The following is a 23,569-nucleotide window of genomic DNA, read 5'->3' as shown; positions in this document are numbered from 1 at the left end:
GGCATGAGCACCGCGGGGCCGCTGCGCGTGCTGGTCGCGCCGGACTCGTTCAAGGGGACGGCGACCGCCGCCGAGGTGGCCGCCGCGGTCCGCGACGGGTGGCTGGCGGCGCGGCCCGCCGACCGGGTGGCCCTCGCGCCCATGGCCGACGGCGGCGAGGGCACGCTCGACGCCTTCACCTCGGCGGTGCCCGGGGCCCGGCGGGTGCCGGTGGAGGTCGACGGCCCCGACGGCCGCCGGGTGCGGGCCGGGTGGGTGCTGCTGCCCGACGGCACCGGCGTGGTGGAGCTCGCGGCCTGCTCCGGGCTGCCGCTGATGGGCCGCCCGGCGCCGTTCGCCGCGCACACCCTCGGCCTCGGGCAGGCGGTCGCGGCCGCGCTGGACGCCGGGGTGGACCGGCTGCTGCTCGGCATCGGCGGCAGCGCGAGCACCGACGGCGGCACCGGGCTGCTCACCGCGCTCGGCGCCCGGTTCCTCGACGCCGCGGGGCGGCCGGTCCCCCTCGGCGCCGCGGGGCTGACCGCGCTCGACCGGGTCGACCTCGCCGCGCTGCGGCCGCTGCCCCCGGGCGGCGCGACCGTGCTCTCCGACGTCGACGCGCCGCTGCTCGGGCCCCGGGGGGCGGCCGCCGTCTTCGGCCCGCAGAAGGGCGCCGGCCCGGACGACGTGCCCGCGCTCGAGGCCGGGCTGCGGCGGCTGGCCGCGCGGGCCGGCGGCGACCCCGGCGAGCCCGGGGCGGGGGCGGCCGGCGGGACCGGCTACGGCCTGCGGCTCTGGGGCGCCACGCTGTCGCCGGGCGCGGCCGCGGTGGCCGCGGCGCTGGACCTGCCGCGGTCGGTGGCCGGGGCCGACGTCGTGGTCACCGGCGAGGGCCGCTACGACGACCAGACCGCCGGCGGCAAGGTGCCCGCGCACGTGCTGGCGCTGGCCCGCGCCGCCGGCGTCCCGGTGCTGCTCGTCGCCGGGAGCGTGGCGGCGCCGACGACGCCGTTCGCCGACGCCGTCGCGCTGGCCGACGTCGCGGGCGGCGCGGGGCCCGCGCTCGCCGACCCCGTCCGCTGGCTGCGGGTCGCCGCCGGCGACCTGGCCCGGCGCCGGGCGCCGTGAGCCGCTCCCCCGCCGGCCCGCGCTTCGACCGCCGGCTGGTCGCGCCGCTGGTGCTCGGGGCGGTGCTCAACCCGGTCAACTCGTCGGTCATCGCGGTGTCGCTGGTGCCGATCGGCGCGGCCCTGGGTGCCCCGCCGGCGCAGACGGCGTGGCTGGTGTCCTCGCTGTACCTCGCCACCGCGATCGGGCAGCCCGTGGTCGGCCGGCTGGTCGACCGGCACGGCCCCCGCCCGCTCTACCTCGCCGGGGCGGTGCTGGTGGCCGCCGGCGGGGTGCTCGGCACGCTGGCGCCGTCGCTGCCGGTGCTGGTGGCCGCGCGGGTGGTCATCGGGCTCGGCACGTGCGCCGGCTACCCCGCCGCCATGGCGCTGGTCCGCAAAGAGGGCCGGCGCACCGGCGTCGACCGGCCGCAGGGGGTGCTGACCGTGCTGGCCGTGTCGGCGCAGACGGTCGCCGTCCTCGGGCCGCCGCTGGGCGGGCTGCTGGTCGCGGTGGGCGGCTGGCGGGCGACCTTCGCCGTCAACGTCCCGCTCGCCGCCGCCTGCCTGGTCCTCGGGTGGCTGTTCCTGCCGCGGGAGCGCCCCGCGGCCGGCGCGCGGGGGCGGCTCGACGTCGCCGGCGTCGTCCTGTTCACCGCGGTGCTGGTCCCGCTGCTGTTCGCGCTCACGGCCCCGGCCGCGGGGCTGTGGTGGCTCGCCGTGCCGTCGGCGGTCGCCCTGGCCGGCTTCGCCTGGCGGGAGCTGCGGGCCGCCGACCCCTTCGTCGACCTCCGGCTGCTGGCGCGCACGCCGTCGCTGCTGGCGACCTACGGGCGGGCGCTGCTGGCGCAGTGCGCGGCCTACGTCTTCTTCTACGGGTTCACCCAGTGGCTGCAGGACGGCCGCGGCCTGTCCGCTGGCCAGGCGGGGCTGCTGCTGGCGCCGATGTTCGCCACGGCGATCGGGGTCTCGGCGCTCACCGGCCGGCGGCGGCGCGTGGCGGGCAAGCTCGTCGTCGGGGCGCTGGGCCAGGCGGCGGTCGCCGGGCTGCTGCTCCTGCTCGCGCCCGGCAGCCCCGTCTGGCTGCTCGTGGCGGTGACCGTCCTCGCCGGTCTGCCGCTCGGGCTCGTCGGGCTGGCCAACCAGACGGCGGTGTACGTGCAGTCCGACCCGGCGCGCACCGCGTCGTCGGCCGGGCTGCTGCGGACGTTCTCCTACCTGGGCGCGATCGTCGCGACCGGCGCGATCGCGCTGGCCTTCCCGCAGCGGGCCGGCACCGGCGGGCTGCACGCGCTGGCGTGGGGGGTGCTGGGCCTCGCGGGGGCGCTGCTGGTGCTCACCGCAGCCGACCGCGGGCTGCGCCGCATCGGCCGGGACGCCGCGCCGGGTCAGGCCGCCACGCCGTCGCGCCGGCGGCGTCGCGCCCGCACGACGTCGACGCTCAGCGCGGCCCCGGCGGCCGCCACCGCGCCGGCGAGCACGAACGGCAGCAGGAACCCGCCCGCCGTCTCCGCGAGCCAGCCGCCCAGCGGCGGGCCGGCGAGCTGAGCGAGGCCGAACGCGAGCGTGCAGCGGCCGAAGGCGCCGGCGAACTCCCGCGGGGTGAGGGTGTCCGACAGGTGCGCGGCGATGACCGCGGGCAGCCCGGACATCGTCAGCCCGAACAGCAGCGCCGACGCCGAGGCCGGCGGCTCCGTGCCCAGCGGCACGAGCAGGATCGCCGCGGCCATGAGGGCGTAGCCGCCGACCAGCGTCGGTCCGCGGCCCCACCGGTCCGACAGCGGGCCGAACACGATGCCGCCGGCGACCAGGCCCACGCCGACGAGCGTGTAGACCGCCGACGCGTGGCCGGCGGAGAACCCGGCGTCGTCCTCGAGCGCGGTGACCAGGTAGCTGGTGTAGATCGAGTAGGCCAGGCCGTACGCGGCGTAGCCGCCGGTCAGGCCGATCCAGCCGGGCACGCGGCGCAGGGCGCCGGTGCGCACGGGGGCGTCGTCGTCGCGGCGCGGGGCCGGGCGGAGCAGCAGCACGCACGCCACGAGGACGACGACGGCGACCGCCGTCTCCACCAGGTAGACGGTGCGCCAGGACGCGTCCCCGGCCTGCGCGTGCAGCGTCCAGGTCAGCGCGCTGGCCAGCACGATCCCGCCGCCGATGCCGGAGCCCGCGACGCCGATCGCCGCGCCGCGGCGGGAGGGGCGGACGACGGAGCCGGCGAGCCCCGGCGCCGGCACCCAGATGAACGCCCCGCCCACGCCGGTGAGGGTGAGCCCGGCGGCCAGGCTGCCGGCGCCGCCGGCGGCCGACAGCAGGCCGAGCCCCAGGGCGCTGCAGGCCAGGCCGGCCTTGATCAGCGCGGCCGGCCGGGCGCGGCGGGACAGCGCGCTGACCGCCACGGTGCCGAGCAGGTAGGCGGCGACGTTGGCCGTGGCGACCAGGCCGGCCAGCGCGTAGGAGCCGAGCAGGTCCCGGTCGATCGAGGGCAGCAGCAGCGCGTAGGAGAACCGCCCGAACGCCTGCGCGACGGCGGAGGCCAGCGCCACGAGCAGGACAAGCCCGCGTGGACGCACCCGCACGCCGCCACCTCCGCACCGCCGACGGACGGCGCCCGACGGCGCCGGGGCGAGTCCACCACCCCGGCGCCGCCGGCGCTCGCCCGTCGGGCCTCGCCGTCAGGCCGGACGGGCCAGCTCGGCCAGCGCCTCTCCCATGAGCCGTCCCGGCAGCGACGGGTCGGCCGGCGAGCGGCGCTCCCACTCCCCCAGCTGCACCGACGTCTCGACGACGAGCCGGCAGCGGTCGAACCGGCGCTCGCCGAAGCGGCGCAGCGCGGCGGGCACGTCCTGCGATGGCACGTCCGCCAGCACGTCGGCGAGGACGACCGCGTCCTCGATCGCCATGCCCACCCCGTAGGCCAGGTGCGGGGTGGCCGTGTGCACGGCGTCCCCGACGAGCACGCCCCGTCCGCGGGACCACGGCAGCGGGACCAGCAGGGACTGCAACGACCGGACGTCGACGTCCGCGACCCCCTCGGCCGCCCGCGGCACGTCGCCACCGAAGGGGCGCAGCCGCTCGCGGAACGCCTCGGCCTCACGGCCGGCGGGCGGGCGCGGCGCGCCGTGGTCGGGCTCCAGCAGCCAGACGTACAGGGAGTCCGCCGAGACGGGCACCACCCCGGCCCGGCCGAGCGCGGGTCCGCCGTCGAGCATCGAGTAGCGGGTGACCGCCGGCGGCCGCGGCGCGGGCGCGCGCCAGATCACCTGGCCGGTGGGACGCGGGGACGGCGCGCCGGGCAGCACCAGCCCGCGGGTGGCCGAGTGGAGCCCGTCGGCACCGACGACGACGTCGACGCCCTCCACGGCGCCGCCGGACAGCCGGACGTCCACGCGGTCCGGCCGGTCCACGACCGCCGTCACCGTCGTCCCGAGGCGCAGCTCGATGCCGGCGGCCGTCACCGCGCCGGCGAGCACCTCCCCCAGCGCGGCGCGCGAGAGCGCGACCGAGGCCGGCCGCCCGGGGAGCAGCGGTGGCGGGGCGAGCACCGTGCGGACCGTCCCGGCGGCGTCGCACAGGTCGATCTCCTCGTGCGGGTACGCCCGCTCGAGGCAGGCGTCGAGCAGCTCCAGGCTGTCGAGGGCCCGCATCGGTGCGCCCTGCAGCACGAGGCCGGGGCCCGCCGGCCGGACGGCGTCCTCCGCCTCGACGAGCACGACGTCGGCACCCCGGCGGGCGAGCGCGACCGCCGCGGTGCACCCGGCCGGTCCGGCACCGACGACGAGGACCCTCACGGCGCCTCCCCCCGTGCCGTCACGGGTCTCAGTGCCTCGCGGCGGCCTCGGCCGCCGGCGTGGACCGGTCGAAGCGGGACGTGTCCCCGTCGTAGTACGGCCACACCCGCCACCGCGCCGCGCCCGTGCGCTCGGGCGGGCCCAGCGTGACCTCCCCCGTGGCGGCCCACTCGACGGCCCGTACGAGCACGGTCATGAACGGCACCTTGCGGAACGTGTCCCAGTCGTGCCCGAGGACGATGCTCGCGCTGCGGCCCGCGCCCCACTCGTTGACCCAGGCCAGCGGCTGGTCGGTGTCCATCCCGGGGAGCTCGCCGATCCCGCCGGGCGGGACGTCGACCGGGGTGTGGGCGTTCGGCCAGCCGGCCCGGCGGTAGGTCTCCGAGTCGTCGAACACGGTGAGCAGCACGGTCGCCGAGGGGTCCATCCGGGCGCCGGTGAGCACGTCGTCGTTCACCACGGCCCACTCGGCCGGCAGCCCCTCGGTGATCGGGTGCCGCGGCTCCGGGAAGCGCACCGTGACCTCCGCCTGGGGTCGCGGCCGCAGGCCGGTGCGCCGGCTCAGGGTCGCGCCCCGCATCCGGTCGAACTCCTCGGGGAAGCCCCACTCCGGCTCCTGCACCGACGAGCCGTGGAACCACAGGACGCCGCGCCCCCGCTCCCGGACGAAGCGGAGGAGCGCCTGCTCCGTGGTCTCCCCCAGCCGCTCGGCGACCGAGTGGTAGTCGTCGCGGCCCTCGTACATCACCAGGGCGACGTCGAAGCGGTCCAGCAGCTCGTCGCCGATCCCCCGGAACTCCTCGAGCACCCGCACCCGGAACCGCCCGGTCGACTCCAGGAGCGTGGTGAGCATCGAGGTGTGCAGGCGGAAGCTGCGGTGCTCGTTGTCGTGCTCGACGCTGACCCGCCCGGTCGCGACCAGGACGTCGAGCTTCCCCGTCGGCTCGGTCACGCGTCCGCCGCGACCGACCGGATGTACCCGACCGACGCCGCCGACTCGACGGCCGGGAAGTACTCCAGGCCGATCGGGCCGTCGTAGCCGGACGCGCGGACCACGGCCAGCTGTGCCGGCCAGTCGACGTCGCCGCTGCCGGGCTCGTGCCGGCCGGGGGCGTCGGCGAGCTGCACGTACTTCACGAGGCCCGCGGCGCCGGCCAGCTCGGTCGCCGGGTCCTCGCCCTGCACGATCGAGTGGTAGAGGTCGTAGAGGATCCCGAACCGGTCGGTGCCCATCGCCCGGGCGATGTCCACGGCGTCCTCGGTGCGGTCGGTGAGCGCACCGGGGTGGTCCACCCGCGAGTTGACCGGCTCCAGGATGAAGTCGACGTCGGCACCGCGGTTCCGCTCGAGGGCCTCCCCGAACATGTCGACCAGGAACTGGTGGTTCCGCTGCCGGCTCATCCCCGGGAAGCCCATGCCGGAGGCGAGGACGATGCGCGGGCAGCCGAGCCGGCGGGCGTGCTCGACGGCGAGGTCGAGGCCCTGGTGGAACGGCGCGAGGTCGGTGCCCGGGTACGTGTAGGTCATCCGGGGCCCGGCGAGCATGGAGGTGAGCTGCACGCCGGTGTCGGCGAGCGCCTTCTCCAGCGAGTCGAGGTCCTTGTCGGTGGAGAACCACATCTCGACGGCGTCGAAGCCGGCAGCGGCCGCGGCGCGGACCCGGTCACCGGCGTCGTCGCCGGCCTCGGTGAAGAGCAGTTCGATGTTGGCGGAGAGCTGGTACACGTCAGGCGTCCTTGTCCTCGGAGGGGGCGGCCAGGGCGGTCGCGATGGACCGGCGGATGAGGTCGTGCTGCTTGCGGACGAGGTCCACGGGGTCGGCCTCGTCGAGGTCGGCGAAGGCGTGGCCCTCCCACTCGCTGGAGAAGAAGCCCGACCAGCCGGCGCGGACGAACTCGCGGACGATCGCCGGGTAGTCGATGGCGGGCTCGTCGCCGTGCTCGTCGATGTCGTAGAACTTGGCGTGCACGTGCTTGACGAGCGGCATGATGTCGGCCCACTCGGCCGGGTCGACGTGGCCGTGCATGGTGAACGCCAGCCGCGCGAACGAGCCGAGCGACTCCGGGGCGATCCCGCGGGAGTGCAGGTACTCGACGAACTCGCCGTGCCGGGCGTCGATGTCGGCATCGGTCGCCCAGATCTCCTGGAGCTTCCGCAGCTCGTCGGCGCCGAGGCCCGTCCTCGCGAGCTTGCGCAGGATCGTGGGCGACATCGCGCGCATCGTCGCGCTGAAGTCGGCGACGAAACCGAGCCGCGGCGAGTCGATCTCGGCGTAGGTCTCGCGGATCTCCAGCACCTTCGGCGAGTTCGGGCCGAGCGGCGCGTGCAGCTCCCAGCCCATGGTCAGGTCGAGTTCCTCGGCCACCGGCAGCAGCCGGCGGATCAGCGACGGCTTGGCGCTCTGGATGCGCACCAGCGGGAAGCCGAGCGCGTGCGCGCTGCGGAACTGCGGAACGGTGAACTCGTACTCCTCGTCCTCGGTCATGTCCCGGTCGCGGCGGCGGCCCATGTCGAGGTTGCAGCCGAACGAGCTCGGGACGAAGCCGTGCCGGTCGACGGCGTCGCGCCAGTCGCGGACGAACTCGTCGGTGACGTCCGGGTAGGTGCGGATCGTCTGCGAGGCGACGATCTCGACGCCGGGGCCGATGCCGGCGGAGTGGACGACGTCGAGCAGGCCCGCGAGGTCGTAGCGGCCGGCCGCCCACTCGCTGGTGAGGGAGTACAGCGTCAGGCCCAGCCTGATCCCGCTGCCCGGGACGGCCGGCTCGGCGACGCGGGTCGGAGCGGTGGCGGTCATCGCGTGCTCCCCACGGTCAGCGACCGGCGGTCGCTCGCGTGGTTGGTCACGTAGACCCGCGGGGCGATCTGCATGTAGGGCAGCCGCAGGTCCACGGTCACCTCGACGTCGACCGCCCGGCCCTCGGTGGGCGGCTCGTCGAGCGGCACGACCACGACGAGCCGGTCCTGGACGAACCAGAGGACGTCCCACTGGTCGGGCAGCTCGTCGACCCGGTGGGTCCGCTCCCCCAGCTCGACCCGCAGGTCGTCCCTCGCGATCTCGCGACCCGCCACGGAGACGGTGATGTCGGTGACGCTGGACAGCCAGAGGCTGCGGTACCAGGGCACCGTCAGCGCGATGCCCAGTCCCCCGGGGCGGGCGATGAGGCTGTCGTCGGTGAGGACGGTGTCGCCGGTGGCCATCAGGCGGGCTCCTCCTCGACGAGGGGACGCAGCTCGCGCTGCACGTGGTAGCCGGCGAGCAGGGCGCTGGCCGCCGGGTGCGGGCTCTGGTCGCTCTCGACGACGATCCAGCCGGAGTACCCCGCGCCGAGCAGGGCCCGGGTGACGGCCGGGAAGTCGACGAGACCGCCGTCGGCGCCGGGCTCGGCGAACCAGCGCGGGACCTCCCGGGCGCCGCCGCGGACCCGCACGGTCCAGTGCGCGTGCGGCTGGAGGTACTCCCCGGCGTCGTCGACGGCGAGGGCGTCCTTGAACTGCACGTGCCAGATCCGGTCGCCGCTGCGCTCGATCACCCCCAGGGGGTCGATGCCCCCGGCGGTCAGCTCGCCGGTGTCGAGCGCGAGGCCCACCAGGGCGGGGTCGGTGCGGTCGAGCAGGGCGGGCACGTGGTCGCGGCGCAGCGCGGACAGGAAGTCCACGTGCAGGGCCAGCCGGATCCCGTGCTCCGCCGTCGTGCGGCCGGCCGCGTCCCAGCAGGCGGCGACCCGGGCGAGGGCGTCGTCGTCGAGCGGCTCGACGTCCCCGGCGCCCGGGACGGGGCGCACGAGCAGCACGGACCCGCCGAGCTCGGCGAGCGCCCCGGCGAGCAGGCCGGCCCGCTGCGCGATGGCGGGGGCGTCGGCCTCCGCCAGCGGGGACAGCGGCCCGGTGAGGTCCTCCATCGAGCGCTCCGCCGGGTCCCAGTACCAGCTGCTGACCGCGTCGACGGCGCAGCTGCGCAGGAACTCCCCGAAGCCCGCGACGGAGCCGAAGTTGGCGGCCAGCTGCTGCGGGTTGCCCAGCGGCTCCCACCGGCCGGTGCCGTAGGTCAGCTCGACGCCCTCGAAGCCGGCGATCGAGATGGTCTTCAGCGCGCGCTCGTGCTGCTCGCGGCGGACGAAGTCGTCGAACTGGGGCTTCCACTGGTTGATCGCGTAGGCCCAACGGATGCCGCTCACCGGTAGATCTCCTCGAGGACGTTCTTCGCGTACCAGCGGGAGATCGCGGTGCTCTCGGAGTAGTCGCCGCCCTCCTTGTTGGCCTTGTCGTGCTCGACGGAGATCCAGCCGCGGTAGCCGTTGTCGCGGACCGCCCGCATCATCGCCTCGAAGTCGACGAGGCCCTGGTCGGTGCCCATCTCGTAGAACCACTTGCCGGTGGTCGGCGCCATGATCTCGGAGTCGGGCCGGTGCCGGTGGTCGTCGCCGGTGGCCACGTGGCGGGTGTCCTTGAAGTGGAACCCGCTGACCCGGTGCGCGTGCCGGTCGTAGAGCGCCACCGGGTCGAGCCCGGCGATGCAGTGCTGGGCGGTGTCGACGAACAGGTTCACGTACCGCGGGTCGGTGTAGGAGTAGAAGGTCTCGATGTCGGGCTCGCTCTGGATGCCGCAGAAGAACTCGTGGTGGCAGGTGAGCTTCACCCCGAAGCCGGCGGTGATCTCACCGACCTTGTTCCAGCACTCCGCCGAGTACTTCAGCTTGTCCTCGGTGATCGGCTCCATGTCGTAGAAGAGCGTCGCCGGCATCACGATGATGTTGTCGAGCCGGATCTCCGACCAGCGGCCCATCGTGACGCGGAAGTCCTCGAAGACGGCCTCGTGCGTCTCCGGGACGTGCGGCGCGTAGTTCCGGACGTCGTAGTCGGCGGCGTGGAACGTGTTCACGATCCGCTCCAGGCCGTGGTCCTGCACCATCTCCTGGTACTTGGCCGGGCCGCCGTAGTCGCCGTACATCTGCCAGATGCGGAAGTCGAACGTGTCGATCGCGTCGAAGCCCACGGCCTTCACCTGCTTGAGGAAGGCCGACATCGTCTTCCGCGAGTGCCACTGGTCGACGGGCCCGGAGGGGCCGTTGCTCCGCCAGTGGTCCATGTACGACCACTTGATGGCGCGCTCGGGGGCGGTCACTTCGCGATCCCGAGCTCGTGCTGCAGGTACCAGCTGTTGAGCATCGCGAGCTCGGCCGGGTTGCCGCCGTGGTCGCTCTCGACGACGACCCATCCCGGGTAGTCGTGCTCGCGCAGCGCCGCGACGAACCCGGGGACGTCGACCAGCCCGCCCTCGGTGCCGAGCTCGAAGAACCAGCGCTCGATCCGCCGGCCGGCGCCGCCCTTCAGCATGGTCGACTCCGCCCCGGGCATCCGGTACTCCTCGCCGGTGTCCGCGTGACGGGTGTCCTTGAGGTGCACGTGCGCGACCCGGTCGGCGTGCGCCCGGTAGAAGGCCACCGGGTCGATGCCGCCGACCGTCAGCTCGGCCGTGTCGAGCGCGAAGCCGACGCGCGCCGGGTCGGTGGCGTCGAGCAGGCCGGTCAGCTCCGCCTCGGTGTGCACGGCGCCCAGGCAGTCGTAGTGCACGGCCAGACCGATCCCGGCGGCCGAGGTGAGTTCGCCGACCCGGTTCCACACGTCGCCGACGCGCTTGATCCCGTCGGCGTCCAGCGGCGGCGTCATCCAGGCCGACCCGACCGGGCGGACGACGAGCTGCTCGGCGCCCACGCCGGCCACGAAGTCGACGAACGGCCGCGACCACTCGACGATCGCGTCGGCGTCGTCCGGGTCCGCCGTCGACCGGAAGGCGTAGCCCTCCTCCTCCTCCGCGGGCGCCTGCGGGTCCCAGAACATGCTGGAGACGCCCTGCACCCGCGCCCGGCGCAGGAAGTCGAGGAAGCCGGCGTGGCTGCCGTGGTTGGTCAGGATGACCTCGGGCCGGCTGATGTTGTCCCAGCGGCCGGTACCGGACGCGAGCTCGATCGTGTCGAACCCGCAGGCGGACACGGTCTTGAGCGCCCGCTGCTGGTCCTCGTGCCGGACGAAGACGTCGAGCCGGACGTTCCACTGGTTGAGCGCGTAGGCCCAGCGCAGGGTGTCCCTCATCGCGCACTCCCCAGCTCGGCGCGCGCCTCGGCCTCGGCCTCGGCGAGCACGTTGTCGATGTACCACTTCGCGACGGCGGTGGCCTCGGCGTAGCTGCCGCCGCCGAGCTCGGCCTTGTCGTGCTCGACCGTGAGCCAGCCGTCGTAGCCGCTGGCGACGATCTCCTTCATCAGCGCCGGGAAGTCGACCAGGCCGCCCTCGCCCATCTCGTAGAACCAGCGCGTCACCTGGGGCGCCATGAGCTCCGGGTCCGGCGGCGTGCGGTAGGCCTCGTGCTCGTCGACGTCCTTCGTGTCCTTGAAGTGGAACCCCGTGCAGCGGTCGGCGTAGTCGCGGAAGAGCTGGACCGGGTCGACGCCGGCGATGGTGTGCTGCGCGGTGTCGCAGAAGAAGCGGACGAGCTCCGGGTCGGTGTGGGCCAGGAACGTGTCGACCTGCTCGCGCGTGCGGATGGCGCCCCAGAACTCGAAGTGGCAGGTCGTCGTCATGCCGTGCCGGCGGGTCAGCTCCCCGACCCGGTTCCACAGGTCGGCCACGACCTTGATCGTGTCGTCGGTGACCGGCTCGGTCTGCCAGTACGTCGACGTCGGCATGACGATGAAGTTCTCGACGCCGGTGAGCCCCTCGCACATGCGCAGCGTGTTCGTGCAGTCGGCGACGATCCGGTCGTGGGTCTCCCGGACGTGCGGTGCCGCGTACTTCGTCGCGGAGGGGTACGCGGAGAAGATGCCGGTGATCTTCTCGAACCCGTTGTCCTGCAGGAACCGCTCGAAGCCCGGCACGCCGCCGTACATCCCGGCGTAGAGGGGCAGGTAGAAGAAGAAGGTGTCGAAGCCCGTGAAGCCCAGGGCGGACAGCTCCTTGACGTACCGGTCCATGTAGGCGCGGTTGAACGACGGGGGCTGCGGCCCCTGCGGCGTCTCCGTCACCCAGTGGTCCATGTAGGACCACTTGGTCCAAGCCATGCTGGCCTCGCTTCCTGCGACGTCGTCTGGTGGTTGTCGTGGGGGGATCCCGCCGCCGGTGAGGCCACCGGCGCACCGTGCGGCCCCACTCGCCCGGGCGGGGATCAGGCCGGGTGGTGGGTCCGGCGGGGCAGTGCGGAGCCGCCCAGGCAGGCAGCGACCTGGAGCCCGGCACCGGCGAGCAGCCCGGTCCCGAACCCCTGGGTGAGCGCCTCGGCCCCCCCACCGGCCGATGCCGTCCCCGTGCTGGCGACGGCGACGAGCGCGGCCAGGCCGACGGCGCTGCCCACCTGGCGCGACATGGACAGCAGCCCGGAGGCGAGCCCCGCGCGCTCGGGCCCGAGTCCGGTGGTGGCGGTGACCGTCAGCGGGAGCCCGGCCGCCCCGAAGCCGGCCATGGCCAGGACGCTGGGTGCCAGGACGTCGGTCCAGTAGGACCCGCCGACCTCCAGCCGGGACAGCCAGAACAGCGACGCGGCGGCCACCAGGGTGCCGAGCTGGAAGAGCCGGGCCGGCCCGAGGCGCTCGATGGTGCGCGAGGCGACCTGGGCGCCGAGCGCGATCCCGACCGCCGCCGGCGCCAGGGCGAGCCCGGCCGTGAGCGGGTCCAGGCCGAGCACCTGCTGCAGGTACAGGACGAGGAAGAACATCATCGCGGGGAGCACGCCGCCGGTCAGCGCCGACAGGGAGTTGGCGACGGTCACCGGCCGCACCCGCAGCACCGACAGCGGGACGACGGGGTGCTCGGCACGCCGCTCGGCGGCCACGAACGCCGTGAACGACGCTCCGGCGCCCACGAGGCAGGCCAGGGCCGGACCCGATGACCAGCCCCGCTCCTCGCCGAGGATCACCGCCGCCACGAGCAGCGCCGTCCCGGCGGTCACCGTGGCCGAGCCGGGCAGGTCCAGCCGGCCCCGGACGGAGCCGGGCTGCCGGCCGGTGAGCGCCCACAGGGCCGCGACGACGAGCACCGCGCCCAGCGGCACGTTGACGAAGAACACCCACCGCCAGCTGAGCAGGCCGGTGAGCAGTCCGCCGACCACCCCTCCCAGGGCGCTGCCCGACGCAGCGGCCGCGGTGAGCAGGCCGAGCGCGCGGGCGCGCGCCCCGGGTTCGGTGAACCCGGTCGTGATGAGGCTGAGCGTCGTGGGCACGAGGACCGCGCCGCCGACGCCCTGCACGAAGCGCGCCGCGACCAGTTGCCAGCCCTCCTGGGCCAGGCCGCCGGCCAGGCTCGCGAGGGCGAACAGCGCCAGGCCCCCGAGGAACGCGCGCCTGCGCCCCCACAGGTCGCCGATCCGCCCGCCGAGCAGGAGGAAGCCGGCGAACGTGAGCGTGTAGCTGCTCACCACCCACTGCAGGCCGGTGGCCGAGAGCCCGAGGCTGTCCTGCATCGGGGGCAGGGCCACGTTGACGATCGAGGTGTCCAGGACGCAGATGAACTGCGCGGCGCAGGCGATCGCGAGCAGTGCGCCCGGCCGCCGCGGCGGGGCGGCGGCCCGCCCCGCCGCGGGAACCGTGGTGTCCACTACTTGAACGTGTCCTCGAAGTCGGTGTAGGGCACCGGCGGGAGGGGCTCGAGGGTCTGCGCCCGGTCGTTGGCGTAGGGGTGGTAGTCGGTCTCCACCGGCTCGTCGACCGGCGGCAGGAACACCGGCACCCCGTCGTCACCGAACCAGGCGAGCTGCGAGTCGTGGCTCTCCTGGTTGTCCTTCGCGAAGGAGATCCAGTCCCGGTTGAACGGCGCGCGGGCGACCTCATAGCAGCGGAAGTGCCAGATGCGCCACTCGCCGTCCTGCTTGACGAAGTCGACGCCGTACTTGCACCACACCCAGTGCGCCCACACCGGCTTGCCGTCGACGTCGCCGCCCGACAGCACCCACGGGGGGACGTTCCTCGCGACCTCGGGGTCCATGAGCCCGGACTCGAGGCCGGCCATGATCCAGATCCCCTTGGCCGTCCGACCGTCGGCGCCGACCTCGATGACCGGCGTCGTCGCGTAGTGGAAGAGCAGCTTGCCGACCGGACGCGGACGGCCGCGGTGGTAGGCGGTCACCGACTCGTAGGTCGTGTAGCGGCCGACGTTGTTGTAGCGCGACCACATCCCGGGGGTGCCCGGCGCGGCCCAGAGCTCGGCGATGATCCGCTCGTCCTCGTAGGCGTTGTGGTAGTGCATGTAGCGGTTGAAGACGTTGTCGACCGCGCCGCGGTCGGCAGCGCGGGTGGCCTCGAGCCGCGTCGTCTCGAGCTGTTGCTGCAGCTCGTCGACGCGGCGGGCGAGCGCCTCGATCGAGATCTCCGTGGTCGTCATGGGGGCTCCTGTCGGGGGTGGGGTGGGTCGGGTCGTCACTCGGCCGCTGCGCCGGCCACGGCGGGCAGGGCGGCGAGGTCGGCGGCGAGCGCGCGGGCGGCCCGGATCGCCAGGGCCACGCTGGTGAGCGTCGGGTTGCACGAGTTGGCGGTGGGGATGAGCCCGTTGCCGGCGAGCACGAGGCCGGGAACGCCCCACACGCGCGAGTCCGGGTCGCAGACGCTCGTCCCGTCGTCGGCCGGACCCATGCGGACCGTGCCCATGTAGTGCAGGGACGAGCCGGCGGGCATCACCCGGGGCATGCCGTCGAGGAACTCGCCGAGAGCAGCGGCGGCCCGGGCCTGGTGGACGCGGGCCCTGGCGAACTCCGCCTCCTCGCGCTCGGTGAGCTCGTAGGCGATGCGGATGCCGGGGAGCCCGTGCTCGTCGGGCCGGTCGTCCTCGAACGTGAGCCGGTCCTCGGGGCGCGGCCACTTCCGGATCCCCCAGCCCATGCCGACGTAGCCGGCCGGGTTGTCGCGGAAGCGGCTGCCCTCCGGCAGCGGTGCCGGGGACACCGGGTTCCACATGAGCTGCGCGTGGTAGGGGTGCCGCTCCTCGTCGAAGCCGACCGAGACGATCGCCCGGATGGGGTCGACCGGCGCCCCGGGGTCCTCCCGCTCGGGCAGCAGGTCCGGCCGCACCGCCACCACGGCGAACAGCAGCGGGTGCTCCGTGAGGTACCGGCCGAGCGCGTCGGGCCGGATGCCCGAGGCCCACAGCAACTGGGGCGTGCGCAGGGCGTCGGCGGCCACGACGACGGCGTCGGCGCGGACCTCCTCCTCGGCGCCGGTGCGCAGGTCGCGCAGCACCGCGCCGACCACCCGGTCGCCCTCGCGCACCAGCCGCACGCAGAGGGTCTCCGTGCGCAGGGTGAAGCGCTCGTCGTCGGGGACGCCGTCGAGGACGACGTCGGTGCCGCTCCAGCGCAGCGAGCCGTCCGGCCGGGGGTCGGCGGCCACGGGCAGGGGCCGGACCGTGATGCCGTCGGGCGCGAACTCGGCGCGGACGGTCTCGAGGATGGCCGCGGCCTGCGGGGACCCCTCGAAGCTCGGCCGGTGGACGTGCAGCAGCTCCTCGGCCTCGGCGACCAGCGCGTCCCACTCGCCGGCGTCGAGGAACGGGATGCGCTCGCTGCCCACGGGCCGGGGCGTGGCGCACGTCCAGTGCACGCCCTGTCCCCCGACGCACGTGGCGCCGGCGGCGGCGGGCATCCCCGGGGAGCCGTCGGCGGCCGTGCCGATGAGGTGCGTGCCCTGCCGGGCGGTGACGGTCCCCTCGACGACGACGCCGCCGGGGATCCCGGACACCCCGCTCTCGCTGGACCGCCCCTGCGAGGCCAGGCGCGCCGCGGCCTGCCCCTCGGCGTCGGGGACGTTCTTGACGTTCATGCCGGCCGGCCGGGTGACCAGCGGCCCGGCCTCCACCATGAGCACCGAGACGTCGGTCAGCCGCTCGAGCAGCACCCGGGCGTGGGTGGCCCCGGTCGGCCCGCTGCCGACGATCAGGATCCGGGCGGTCATGCGTGCGCCTCCTCGGCGACGGGGGACGGGGCCGGCTGGGCGGCCGCCGGGGTGGCCGGCGGGGTGGCCGGCTGGATGGCCGGCTGCGCGGCCAGTTGCGCGGCCAGTTGCGCGGCCACGGCCCGGGCGGTGAGCACGCCGAGCGCGACGGCGGTGAGGGTGGGGTTGCAGGCCGTCGCGGTCGGGATGACGTTGTTGCCGCCGACGTAGAGGTTCTCGGTGCCCCAGACCCGCCCGGCCGGGTCGCAGACGCTGGTGCCGTCGTCGGCGCGGCCCATCCGGGTGGTGCCGAGGTAGTGCAGGGAGCTGCCGGGCGGCATGACGAACGGCTCCCCGAGCGGCCGCCCGAGGGCGCGTGCCGCGGCACCCACCTCCTCGACGGCCGCGGCGACGGAGGCCCGGTCGGCGTCGCTGAGGGCGTAGGCGATGCGGATCGCCGGCAGCCCGTGCTCGTCGGCGGCGTCCTCGTCGAACCACACGCGGTTGTCCGGGGAGAGCTCCTTGCGGCAGAACCAGCCCAGCCCGACGACCTGCCCGGGGCGGACGGCCACCCCGGGGTCGAGGGGGACCGGGGAGGCGTCCATCTGCATGACCTGGCCGTGGAAGGGGCGGTCCGCGGCGTAGGGCACCCAGGAGACACCGGAGACGGGGACGATCGCCCCTCCCCCGGGGGCGGCGGCGGCCGTGACCGGGAGGTCGGCGTCGACCGGGGCGTCCGCGGGGACGTGCCGCTCGTCGAGCAGCGAGGCGGCCATGACCTGCGGGTGCTCGGTGAGGTACCGGCCGAGCGCGCCGGGGCGGATGCCGGAGGCCCACAGCAGCTGCGGCGTCCGGAACGCGTCGGCGGCGACCACCACGGCGCGGGCACCGATCGCGTACCGCCGGCCGGAGGACAGGTCGACGGCCTCGACGCCGGTCACCCGGTCGCCGTCGCGCAGGAGGCGCCGGGCCAGCGTGCCGGTGCGCAACTCGACGTCGGGGCGGTCCCACAGGTCGCCGGCGACGATCGCCGGGCCGGTCCAGTGCAGGGAGCCGTCCTCGCCGACCGTCACCGCCACGGGCATCGGCCCGGCCGGCCGGCGCTGCGGCCGGTCGAACAGCTCGCCGAGCACCTGCTGCACCGCGCCGGTCAGCGGCGCCCGGTCGAAGGCGTGCGTGGTGACCGCGAGCAGCTGCTCGGCGCGGGTGAGCGCCTCGTCGAGCACGGCGGGGTCGACGCAGCCGGGCACCTCGTCGTCGGCCGGGCGCGGGCAGGCCGCGGTCCAGTGCGCGCCCATCCCGCCGACGTTGGTGGACACCGCGGCGTTGGGCATGTCCGGGGCGCCGACCAGGGTCGTGCCCGGCCGGGCGGGCGTGCCGCCGGGCAGCGGGCCGGGGCCGGTGGCCAGCGCCGCGAGGACGGCGTCGCGGGCCGCCGCGTCGGCGATGTTCTTCACGTGGCCGCCGGCGGGCTCGCCCAGCGGCTGCCCCGCCTCGAGCACGAGGACCCGCACGCCGCTGCCGCCGTCGGCCAGCTCCCGCGCGACGGCGGTGCCGACCGGGCCGGAGCCGACCACGACGACGTCGACGACGTCGGCCACACCGGGGACGGCGACGTCGGGACCGGGGGACGTGCTCATCGCGCGGCCACCGCGGGCTCGGCCTCGAGCAGCCGCTTGAGCATGTCGTGCTGGGCGCGGATCTGGTCGAAGGCGCTGTACCGGTCGCTGTAGGCGTGCGCCTCGTACTCGCTGGAGACGACGCCGTCGTACCCCTGCTCGCGCAGGACGCGGGCGACGGCCGGCCAGTCGATCGAGGGGTCGGTGAGCCCGTCGGGCCCCTCGACGATCCCGTAGAACTTGCCGTGCACGTGCACGACGTGCGGGAAGAAGTCGGCCCACCGCTCGGGCGCCATCCGCCCGTGCATGGTGAACAGCATCTTCAGGTTGCCGACCTGGGGCGGGGTGGCGCCGGCCTCGGCCGCCCGCCGCTCCAGCTCCGGGAACTTCGCCATCGTGGGGCCGGGCTCGGCCCACAGCTGCTTGGTGAGCGCGGTGAGCTCCGGTGCGATGCCGGCGACGCGGTGGGCGTCGTCGACGGCGTCCGGGACCGCCCGCATGCTCGCGCTCATGTCGGGGACGAACCCCAGCCAGGGGGTGTCCAGCCGCGTGAAGAGCTCCTTGAGCGCGGCCACCGGCGCGGCCTCGATGGTGAGCGGGGCGTGGATCTCGACGCCGACCTTCACGCCGAGCTGCTCGGCGAGCGGCAGCAGCCGCTCGAGGATCGCCGGGCCGGTCTCCACCCCCACGCGGGCGACGGGGAAGCCGAGCGCGGCCGCCCCGCGCAGCTGGACGGCGACGTACTCGTAGGACTCGTCGTCGGAGAGCAGCCGGCCCGGGTAGAGGCCGAGGTCGTTGTTGATCGCCAGGCACGACGGGGTGAGCCCCGAGGAGTCGAGGACGCCGCGGACCTCCCGCTCCTGCTCCGGGGACAGCCGGGGCCAGCCGCGCAGGCTCTGGAAGGCGACCATCTCCAGGCCGGGCCCGAGGTCGCGTGCGGCCACCTCGCGGACGAGGCCCGCGAGGTCCCCGCCGGCGCGGCGCTGCTCCAGCGTGAGGCTGAACAGGGTGGTGCCGAGGCGGGGCAGCCCCGGCGCGGTGTCGGTCACGTGCGTGCTCCCGCCGCGGTGAGGGTCTTGTCGGTGGCGCTGGGCGCCACGAGGGGCACCCGGTCCGGGCCGGTGAGGATGTAGGGGATCGACAGGCCCAGCAGCAGCTGGACGCGGTGCTCCCGGCCGGGGGCGGTCTCCACCGGCGTGTGCAGGACCAGCGGGTCGGTGGTGAACCAGTACTCGTCCCCGGCCCCGGCCACCTCGGACAGCGGGCGGCGGGTGCCGTTGACGGTGACCGACAGCTCGGCCGGGTCGATGCGGCGCCCGTCGACGGTGAGGTCGACGCGGGCCAGCGACGGCAGCGGCAGGGCGCGGTACCAGTGCGACCAGACGGCGATCTCCAGGCCGTCGGGGCCGGCGGTGAGCGAGTCGGCGCGCACCACCTGGTCGTCGAGGGGTCCCATGTCCGGTCCTCTCAGGCGGCCAGCGTGAGGCGCTTGCTGTCGCGCCCCCCGCTGGGGACGGGCATGTAGGAGATGCGCAGCCGCACGGCGACGGCGACCTCGTGCTCGCCGGGGGCGAGCGGCTCGTCGGTCTCGAAGGCGAGCTGGGCCCGCTCCCCCATCTCCCACCGGTCGTCGGTGGTCCGCGGCAGCTGGTCGAAGCGGTAGGTGTTGCCGTGCACGGTGAAGCTGGTGCGGGCGGGCGGCACGGGCCGGCCGTCGACGACGAGGTCGACGGCCTCGACCATCGACAGCGCGAGGCCGCGGTAGTACGGCATCCGGACCTCCACGACGCCGCCGGTGCGGCCGTCGTCGAGGGCGCGGAAGCCCTCCTCGCAGACGATGTACCTGTCGAACATCAGGCGTCCTCTCCGGGGGTCTCGCCGAGCAGGCGGGCGAACATGGCGTGCTGGCGGCGGACCTGCTCGACGCTGTCCACGGGGTGCACGTCCTGGATGTGGCGGTTGCCCTCGTACTCGCTGGACAGGTGGCCGTCGAAGCCGCCCTCGAGGAGCACGGGCACGATCCGGTCGTAGGGGATCGAGTACTCGACGCCCTCGTCGGTCATCTCGTAGAACTTCGCCTGGATGTGCCCGATGAGGGGCATGTGCTCGAGCATCGCCTTGGGCTCGGACCAGATGTAGTGGGTCGCCTGGCGGGCCAGGCCGAAGTCCACCGGGCCGCCGCCGCGGTAGTTGACGATGTCCATGAGCGCGTGGGTGTCGCCGTGGTCGTCGTAGGTCTGCACGACCAGGTCGACCAGCTCCGGCCGGGCGCCGTCGCGCAGGGCGCGCTCGCTGACCACCCGGGGGAAGCGCTCGACGTAGGTGCCCATGTCGGGCATGAGGCCCAGTGCCGGCGACCCCGTGCGGTACATGACCTCGAGGTGCTCGAGGATCCACGGGTGCTCGTAGTGGAAGGGCGCGTGGACCTCGAGGAGCAGGCGGACGCCCTTCTCCTCGGCGTAGGGCGCCGCCTCCTCCATGACCTCCGGCGGGGTGTTGATGATCGCCCGGACGATGCCGGCGCCGAGCCGGACGGCGATGTCGACGTCGCGGCAGACGGAGGCGACCTGCTCCTCCTGGGTCAGCCACCGGTCGGGGTGGAGCTTGGTGTCGAGGAACAGGTCGGTGGCGACCGGCCGGGTCCCGTACCGCTCCATCCAGGCGAACCACTGCTGCACGAACTCGTCGGTCACCGTGGGGAAGCCGGGGATCATCTGCTCGGGGATGAGCTCGATGCCCGTGGCGCCGATCTCGCCGGCGACCCGGATGCAGTCCTCGAGGGACAGGGTGCGGAGGAAGTACTCCTCCTGGAACGAGTAGAGGCTGACGCCCCGCTTGATCTGGTGTGCCGGTGTGGTCACGGGATCCCTCCCGGTCAGGCGGTCGCCGCGGCCAGGCGCGGCGACTGCGGGGCGATGGCCTGCCCGGTGGACAGGTCGAAGAAGTGCAGGGCCGACGGCGGGACGGCGAACTGCGCGCGGGTCCCCTCGCGGACCGGCGTCGTCCCGGGCAGGCGGGCGTGCAGGACCGATCCCCGGCCGAGCGCGCGCAGGTCCTCGGCGGCGGCCTGGTCGACGTCGGCGGCGAGCTCCAGGGTCGCCTCGGTGACCACCGGCTCGGCGTCCAGGCGCAGGTGCACGAGCTTCTCCGGCGGCAGGTTCTCCACCAGCTCGACGTCGGCGAGCAGCCGCGGCCAGGACGGGTCGGCGCCGGCGGCGTCCCGCAGCGCCTCGGGGCGCAGGCCGAGGGCGACCGGGGTGGCGTCGGCGCCGGCCAGCTCCGGGTAGGCGTCCAGCGCACCGGCCGGCAGGACCAGCCGCTGCGAGCCGAGCAGCAGCTCGGAGCCGGAGCCCGCGCGGGTCACCGTCGCGCTCAGGACGTTCATCGGCGGGGAGCCGATGAACTCGGCGACGAAGAGGTTCGCCGGGGACTCGTAGAGCTCCTCCGGGGTCCCGAGCTGCTGCAGCACGCCCTTGCGCAGCACGGCGATGCGGTCGCCCATCGTCATGGCCTCGACCTGGTCGTGGGTGACGTAGAGCGTGGTGGTGCGGTACTCGCGCTGCAGGTTGCGGATCTCGGCGCGCATCTGCCCGCGCAGCTTGGCGTCGAGGTTGGACAGCGGCTCGTCCATGAGGAAGGCCTGCGGCTGCCGGACGATGGCCCGGCCCATGGCCACCCGCTGCCGCTGGCCGCCCGACAGGGCCTTCGGCCTGCGCTCGAGCAGCTCGGTGAGGCCCAGCGCGTCCGCGGCGCGGTCCACCCGCTCGCGCACCTCGGCCTTCGCCAGGCCCGCGCACTGCAGCGGGAAGGCGATGTTCTCGCGCACCGACATGTGCGGGTAGAGCGCGTAGCTCTGGAACACCATCGCGATGTCGCGCTGCGAGGGGTGCACCTCGTTGACCACGCGGTCACCGATGAGCAGCCGGCCCTCGGAGATCTCCTCCAGGCCGGCCGCCATGCGCAGCGCGGTCGTCTTGCCGCACCCCGAGGGGCCGACGAGGACGAGGAACTCGCCGTCCCGGATGGCGAGGTCGAGCTCGGAGACGGCCTGCGTCCCGTCCGGGTACCGCTTGGTGATGCGGTCGAAGGTGATCGATGCCATGACTGCTCCTGCTGCGGGTGGTGGTCGGTCAGGACGGGCTGTCGGCGGGCGCCGGTCGGCGGGGGTCGACCCAGTGCGGGAGGTCCCAGGGCCGGGCGAGGGCGGTGCGCAGGCGGTCGGCGAGGCCGGCCGGCTCCGGCAGCGGCGAGCTGCGCCCGTCGGCCCGCGGGTAGACGCGGCAGGTGAGGGCGGGGGGCGCGTCGACCGGGTAGAGGTCACGCCGGCCGACGGCGAACGTCGGCGAGCCCGGGAAGCCGAGACGCGCCGCCTCCTCGCGGGTGCGGACCTCGCGCTCGGCGACTCGGACGTCGCCCCGGCCGAGGCCGGCGAGCGTGTCGCGCAGCAGCGCGGCGGCGCCGTCGTGCGACGGGCAGCCGGCCCACCACAGCAGCTCGACCCGCCACTTGATCGAGCAGCCCGCCGGAGAGGTCACCGGCCGGGCGACCTCACGGCCGGCGAGGACGTCGTCGAGGGCCGCGCGCAGCCAGGCGGCGTCCTGCGCCGGGTCGTCGTGGTCGGCGTCGGGGGCGCCGTGGTAGCGGACCACCCCGGTCGGGTCGACGACGAAGACCTCCGGGGTGGCGGTGGCGCCGTAGGCCTGGGCGACGGACTGCTCGGCGTCGCGGAGGAACGGCCCGGCGAGCTCCCCGGCGTCGACCCGGCGGCGCATGCCGTCGAGCGAGTCCTCCGGGTGGTCGGTGTCGTCGTTGCTGACCACCTGCAGCACCGCCACGCCGCGGGCGGCGTACCGGCGGGCGACGTCCTGGACCCGGTCGTGCCAGGCGAGGGCGAAGGGGCAGCCGTCGGCGGTGAAGACGACGACCGTGGCGGCGTGCGCCGCGGGGTCGAGCCGGACCTGCTCCCCCGCGGTGTCGGGGAGCGCGAACGCCGGGGCGGGGTCGCCCACGGTCAGCCGGGTGCCGGTCACGCGGCGACCTCCACCCAGGTCCGCGCGGCCGCCGACTCGAGGACGGCGGCGGTGACGCGGGCGGCGCGCACGCCGTCGGCGAAGGTCGGCAGGCCGTCGGGCGCGGAGCCGGCGACGGCGGCGTGGGTGTCGGCGACGAACGCGTCGAAGCAGTCCTGGTAGCCCTGCGGGTGGCCGGCCGGGACGACGGAGTAGCGCTCGGCGGCCGGGTGCCCGCCGCTGCCGCGCAGCAGCTGCCGGTTGACCTCGCGGCCCCCGATCCACAGCGAGTCGGGGTTCTCCTGGTCGAAGCACAGGCTCTCGGTGGCGCCGTCGACGGAGAACCAGAGCCGGTTCTTCCGGCCCGGGGTCACCTGGCTGACCGTCACGTTCCCGGCGGCGCCGCGGTCGGTCTCGAAGAGCACGACGGCGGCGTCCTCGGTGGTGACGGGGCGCCCGCCCCGCTCGGGGTGGACGGTGAGCGTGCGGGCGGCCAGCCGGGTGATCCGGTGGCCGGAGACGAACTCGACCAGGTCGCACCAGTGCACGCCGATGTCGGCGAAGGCCCGGGAGGCCCCGCCGGCCGCGGCGTCGACCCGCCAGTCGTCGTCGGTGGCGTCGGCCAGCCAGTCCTGCAGGTAGGAGCCGTGCAACAGCCGCACGGGGCCGGCGCTGCCGTCGGCCACCCGGGCGCGGGCCTCGCGGACCGTCGGGTAGAAGCGGTAGACGAAGGGCACGGTGGCGGTGACGCCGGCGGCGGTGGCGAGGTCCAGCAGCTCCTGGGCCTCGGCGGCGTCGACGGCGAGCGGCTTCTCGCACACCACGGACTTGCCGGCCGCGATCGCCGCACGCACCAGCGGCGCGTGGGTGGCGTTCGGCGTGCACACGTGGACGACGTCCACGTCGTCGGCGGCGATCAGCTCGTCGACCGACTCGGTAGCCGACTCCGCCCCGATGCGCTCCCGGCCCGCGGCCGACGACTCCGGCGTCGAGCCGGCGACCCGGGTGACCACGCCGCCGCTGCGGCGGATCGCCCGGGCGTGCACCGTGCCCATGAAGCCGGTCCCGACGATGCCGGCGCGGATCCGATCGGCCACGGGTCCTCCTTCGGGTCTCGGTCACGTCCGTGACCTGGGATACACACTTCCTCCGACAACC

22 protein-coding genes and 1 pseudogene are annotated in these 23,569 nt (G+C 75.1%); 2 read left to right on the top strand and 21 right to left on the bottom strand.

The features are described from left to right. Positions 1–3: 3 nt before the first annotated feature. Entirely contained in the window at positions 4–1,107 is a 1,104-nt protein-coding gene (locus tag BUE37_RS08170) for a glycerate kinase (RefSeq protein WP_073419752.1), read from the top strand. Continuing rightward, positions 1,104–2,309, top strand: a pseudogene (locus tag BUE37_RS08165) (MFS transporter); the annotation flags it as partial. The gene BUE37_RS08170 and the pseudogene BUE37_RS08165, both read left to right, overlap by 4 nt. A gap of 164 nt (positions 2,310–2,473) precedes the next feature. Here the strand turns inward: BUE37_RS08165 and BUE37_RS24425 are convergent. From BUE37_RS24425 to BUE37_RS08060, 21 genes are all read right to left on the bottom strand, one after another. Beyond that, the gene (locus BUE37_RS24425) at positions 2,474–3,661 is read right to left on the bottom strand and encodes an MFS transporter (protein WP_083628491.1); all 1,188 of its coding nucleotides are present in this window, start codon (positions 3,659–3,661) and stop codon (positions 2,474–2,476) included. A 96-nt stretch (positions 3,662–3,757) separates the two neighbouring features. Then, positions 3,758–4,873 (bottom strand): FAD-dependent oxidoreductase, encoded by a 1,116-nt coding sequence (locus BUE37_RS08155; RefSeq protein ID WP_073419749.1) that lies wholly within the window; start codon positions 4,871–4,873, stop codon positions 3,758–3,760. A gap of 28 nt (positions 4,874–4,901) precedes the next feature. Then, positions 4,902–5,825, bottom strand: a complete 924-nt coding sequence (locus BUE37_RS08150; RefSeq protein ID WP_073419748.1) for a ThuA domain-containing protein — start codon at positions 5,823–5,825, stop codon at positions 4,902–4,904. Next, positions 5,822–6,598 (bottom strand): TIM barrel protein, encoded by a 777-nt coding sequence (locus BUE37_RS08145; protein WP_073419747.1) that lies wholly within the window; start codon positions 6,596–6,598, stop codon positions 5,822–5,824. Before BUE37_RS08145 ends, BUE37_RS08150 begins: the two co-directional genes overlap by 4 nt. Before the next feature lies 1 nt (position 6,599). Then, positions 6,600–7,670, bottom strand: coding sequence for a sugar phosphate isomerase/epimerase family protein (locus tag BUE37_RS08140; RefSeq protein WP_073419746.1), 1,071 nt, complete (start codon positions 7,668–7,670; stop codon positions 6,600–6,602). Then, complete coding sequence (locus BUE37_RS24160; RefSeq protein ID WP_073419745.1) at positions 7,667–8,074, bottom strand: C-glycoside deglycosidase beta subunit domain-containing protein; 408 nt, start codon at positions 8,072–8,074, stop codon at positions 7,667–7,669. Before BUE37_RS24160 ends, BUE37_RS08140 begins: the two co-directional genes overlap by 4 nt. Continuing rightward, positions 8,074–9,051, bottom strand: a complete 978-nt coding sequence (locus BUE37_RS08130) for a sugar phosphate isomerase/epimerase family protein (RefSeq protein WP_073419744.1) — start codon at positions 9,049–9,051, stop codon at positions 8,074–8,076. The genes BUE37_RS24160 and BUE37_RS08130 overlap by 1 nt, the downstream gene beginning before the upstream one ends. After that, a complete protein-coding gene (locus BUE37_RS08125; RefSeq protein WP_245794441.1) occupies positions 9,048–9,998 on the bottom strand; it encodes a sugar phosphate isomerase/epimerase family protein in 951 nt (316 codons plus the stop codon). The genes BUE37_RS08130 and BUE37_RS08125 overlap by 4 nt, the downstream gene beginning before the upstream one ends. After that, complete coding sequence (locus tag BUE37_RS08120) at positions 9,995–10,966, bottom strand: sugar phosphate isomerase/epimerase family protein (RefSeq protein WP_073419743.1); 972 nt, start codon at positions 10,964–10,966, stop codon at positions 9,995–9,997. The genes BUE37_RS08125 and BUE37_RS08120 overlap by 4 nt, the downstream gene beginning before the upstream one ends. After that, positions 10,963–11,931, bottom strand: coding sequence for a sugar phosphate isomerase/epimerase family protein (locus tag BUE37_RS08115; protein WP_073419742.1), 969 nt, complete (start codon positions 11,929–11,931; stop codon positions 10,963–10,965). Before BUE37_RS08115 ends, BUE37_RS08120 begins: the two co-directional genes overlap by 4 nt. 104 nt (positions 11,932–12,035) lie before the next feature. Beyond that, complete coding sequence (locus BUE37_RS08110; RefSeq protein WP_073419741.1) at positions 12,036–13,460, bottom strand: MFS transporter; 1,425 nt, start codon at positions 13,458–13,460, stop codon at positions 12,036–12,038. Beyond that, positions 13,460–14,242 carry a nuclear transport factor 2 family protein gene (locus tag BUE37_RS08105; protein ID WP_073419740.1) on the bottom strand — a complete coding sequence of 261 codons (783 nt, stop codon included), beginning with the start codon at positions 14,240–14,242 and terminating at the stop codon, positions 13,460–13,462. Before BUE37_RS08105 ends, BUE37_RS08110 begins: the two co-directional genes overlap by 1 nt. A 35-nt stretch (positions 14,243–14,277) precedes the next feature. Next, a complete protein-coding gene (locus BUE37_RS08100; protein WP_073419739.1) occupies positions 14,278–15,804 on the bottom strand; it encodes a GMC oxidoreductase in 1,527 nt (508 codons plus the stop codon). Then, positions 15,801–17,423: a GMC oxidoreductase gene (locus tag BUE37_RS08095; protein WP_083628490.1), complete on the bottom strand. Its 1,623-nt coding sequence runs from the start codon at positions 17,421–17,423 to the stop codon at positions 15,801–15,803. Before BUE37_RS08095 ends, BUE37_RS08100 begins: the two co-directional genes overlap by 4 nt. Continuing rightward, entirely contained in the window at positions 17,420–18,451 is a 1,032-nt protein-coding gene (locus BUE37_RS08090) for a sugar phosphate isomerase/epimerase family protein (protein WP_073419737.1), read from the bottom strand. Before BUE37_RS08090 ends, BUE37_RS08095 begins: the two co-directional genes overlap by 4 nt. Further along, positions 18,448–18,858 (bottom strand): C-glycoside deglycosidase beta subunit domain-containing protein, encoded by a 411-nt coding sequence (locus BUE37_RS08085; RefSeq protein WP_073419736.1) that lies wholly within the window; start codon positions 18,856–18,858, stop codon positions 18,448–18,450. The genes BUE37_RS08090 and BUE37_RS08085 overlap by 4 nt, the downstream gene beginning before the upstream one ends. 11 nt (positions 18,859–18,869) lie before the next feature. Continuing rightward, positions 18,870–19,256 (bottom strand): C-glycoside deglycosidase beta subunit domain-containing protein, encoded by a 387-nt coding sequence (locus BUE37_RS08080; RefSeq protein ID WP_073419735.1) that lies wholly within the window; start codon positions 19,254–19,256, stop codon positions 18,870–18,872. Beyond that, positions 19,256–20,263 carry a sugar phosphate isomerase/epimerase family protein gene (locus BUE37_RS08075; RefSeq protein WP_073419734.1) on the bottom strand — a complete coding sequence of 336 codons (1,008 nt, stop codon included), beginning with the start codon at positions 20,261–20,263 and terminating at the stop codon, positions 19,256–19,258. The genes BUE37_RS08080 and BUE37_RS08075 overlap by 1 nt, the downstream gene beginning before the upstream one ends. 14 nt (positions 20,264–20,277) lie before the next feature. After that, a complete protein-coding gene (locus BUE37_RS08070) occupies positions 20,278–21,504 on the bottom strand; it encodes an ABC transporter ATP-binding protein (protein WP_073419733.1) in 1,227 nt (408 codons plus the stop codon). A 28-nt stretch (positions 21,505–21,532) separates the two neighbouring features. Further along, the gene (locus BUE37_RS08065; RefSeq protein WP_073419732.1) at positions 21,533–22,432 is read right to left on the bottom strand and encodes a thioredoxin family protein; all 900 of its coding nucleotides are present in this window, start codon (positions 22,430–22,432) and stop codon (positions 21,533–21,535) included. Continuing rightward, entirely contained in the window at positions 22,429–23,508 is a 1,080-nt protein-coding gene (locus BUE37_RS08060) for a Gfo/Idh/MocA family protein (protein WP_073419731.1), read from the bottom strand. Before BUE37_RS08060 ends, BUE37_RS08065 begins: the two co-directional genes overlap by 4 nt. Between the last annotated feature and the right edge of the window lie 61 nt (positions 23,509–23,569).

Origin of the sequence: Geodermatophilus nigrescens (assembly GCF_900129495.1) — a bacterium.
Lineage (GTDB): Bacteria > Actinomycetota > Actinomycetes > Mycobacteriales > Geodermatophilaceae > Geodermatophilus > Geodermatophilus nigrescens.
The sequence above is the reverse complement of the archived record's forward strand: the minus strand, read 5'-3'. Positions and strand labels throughout refer to the sequence as shown.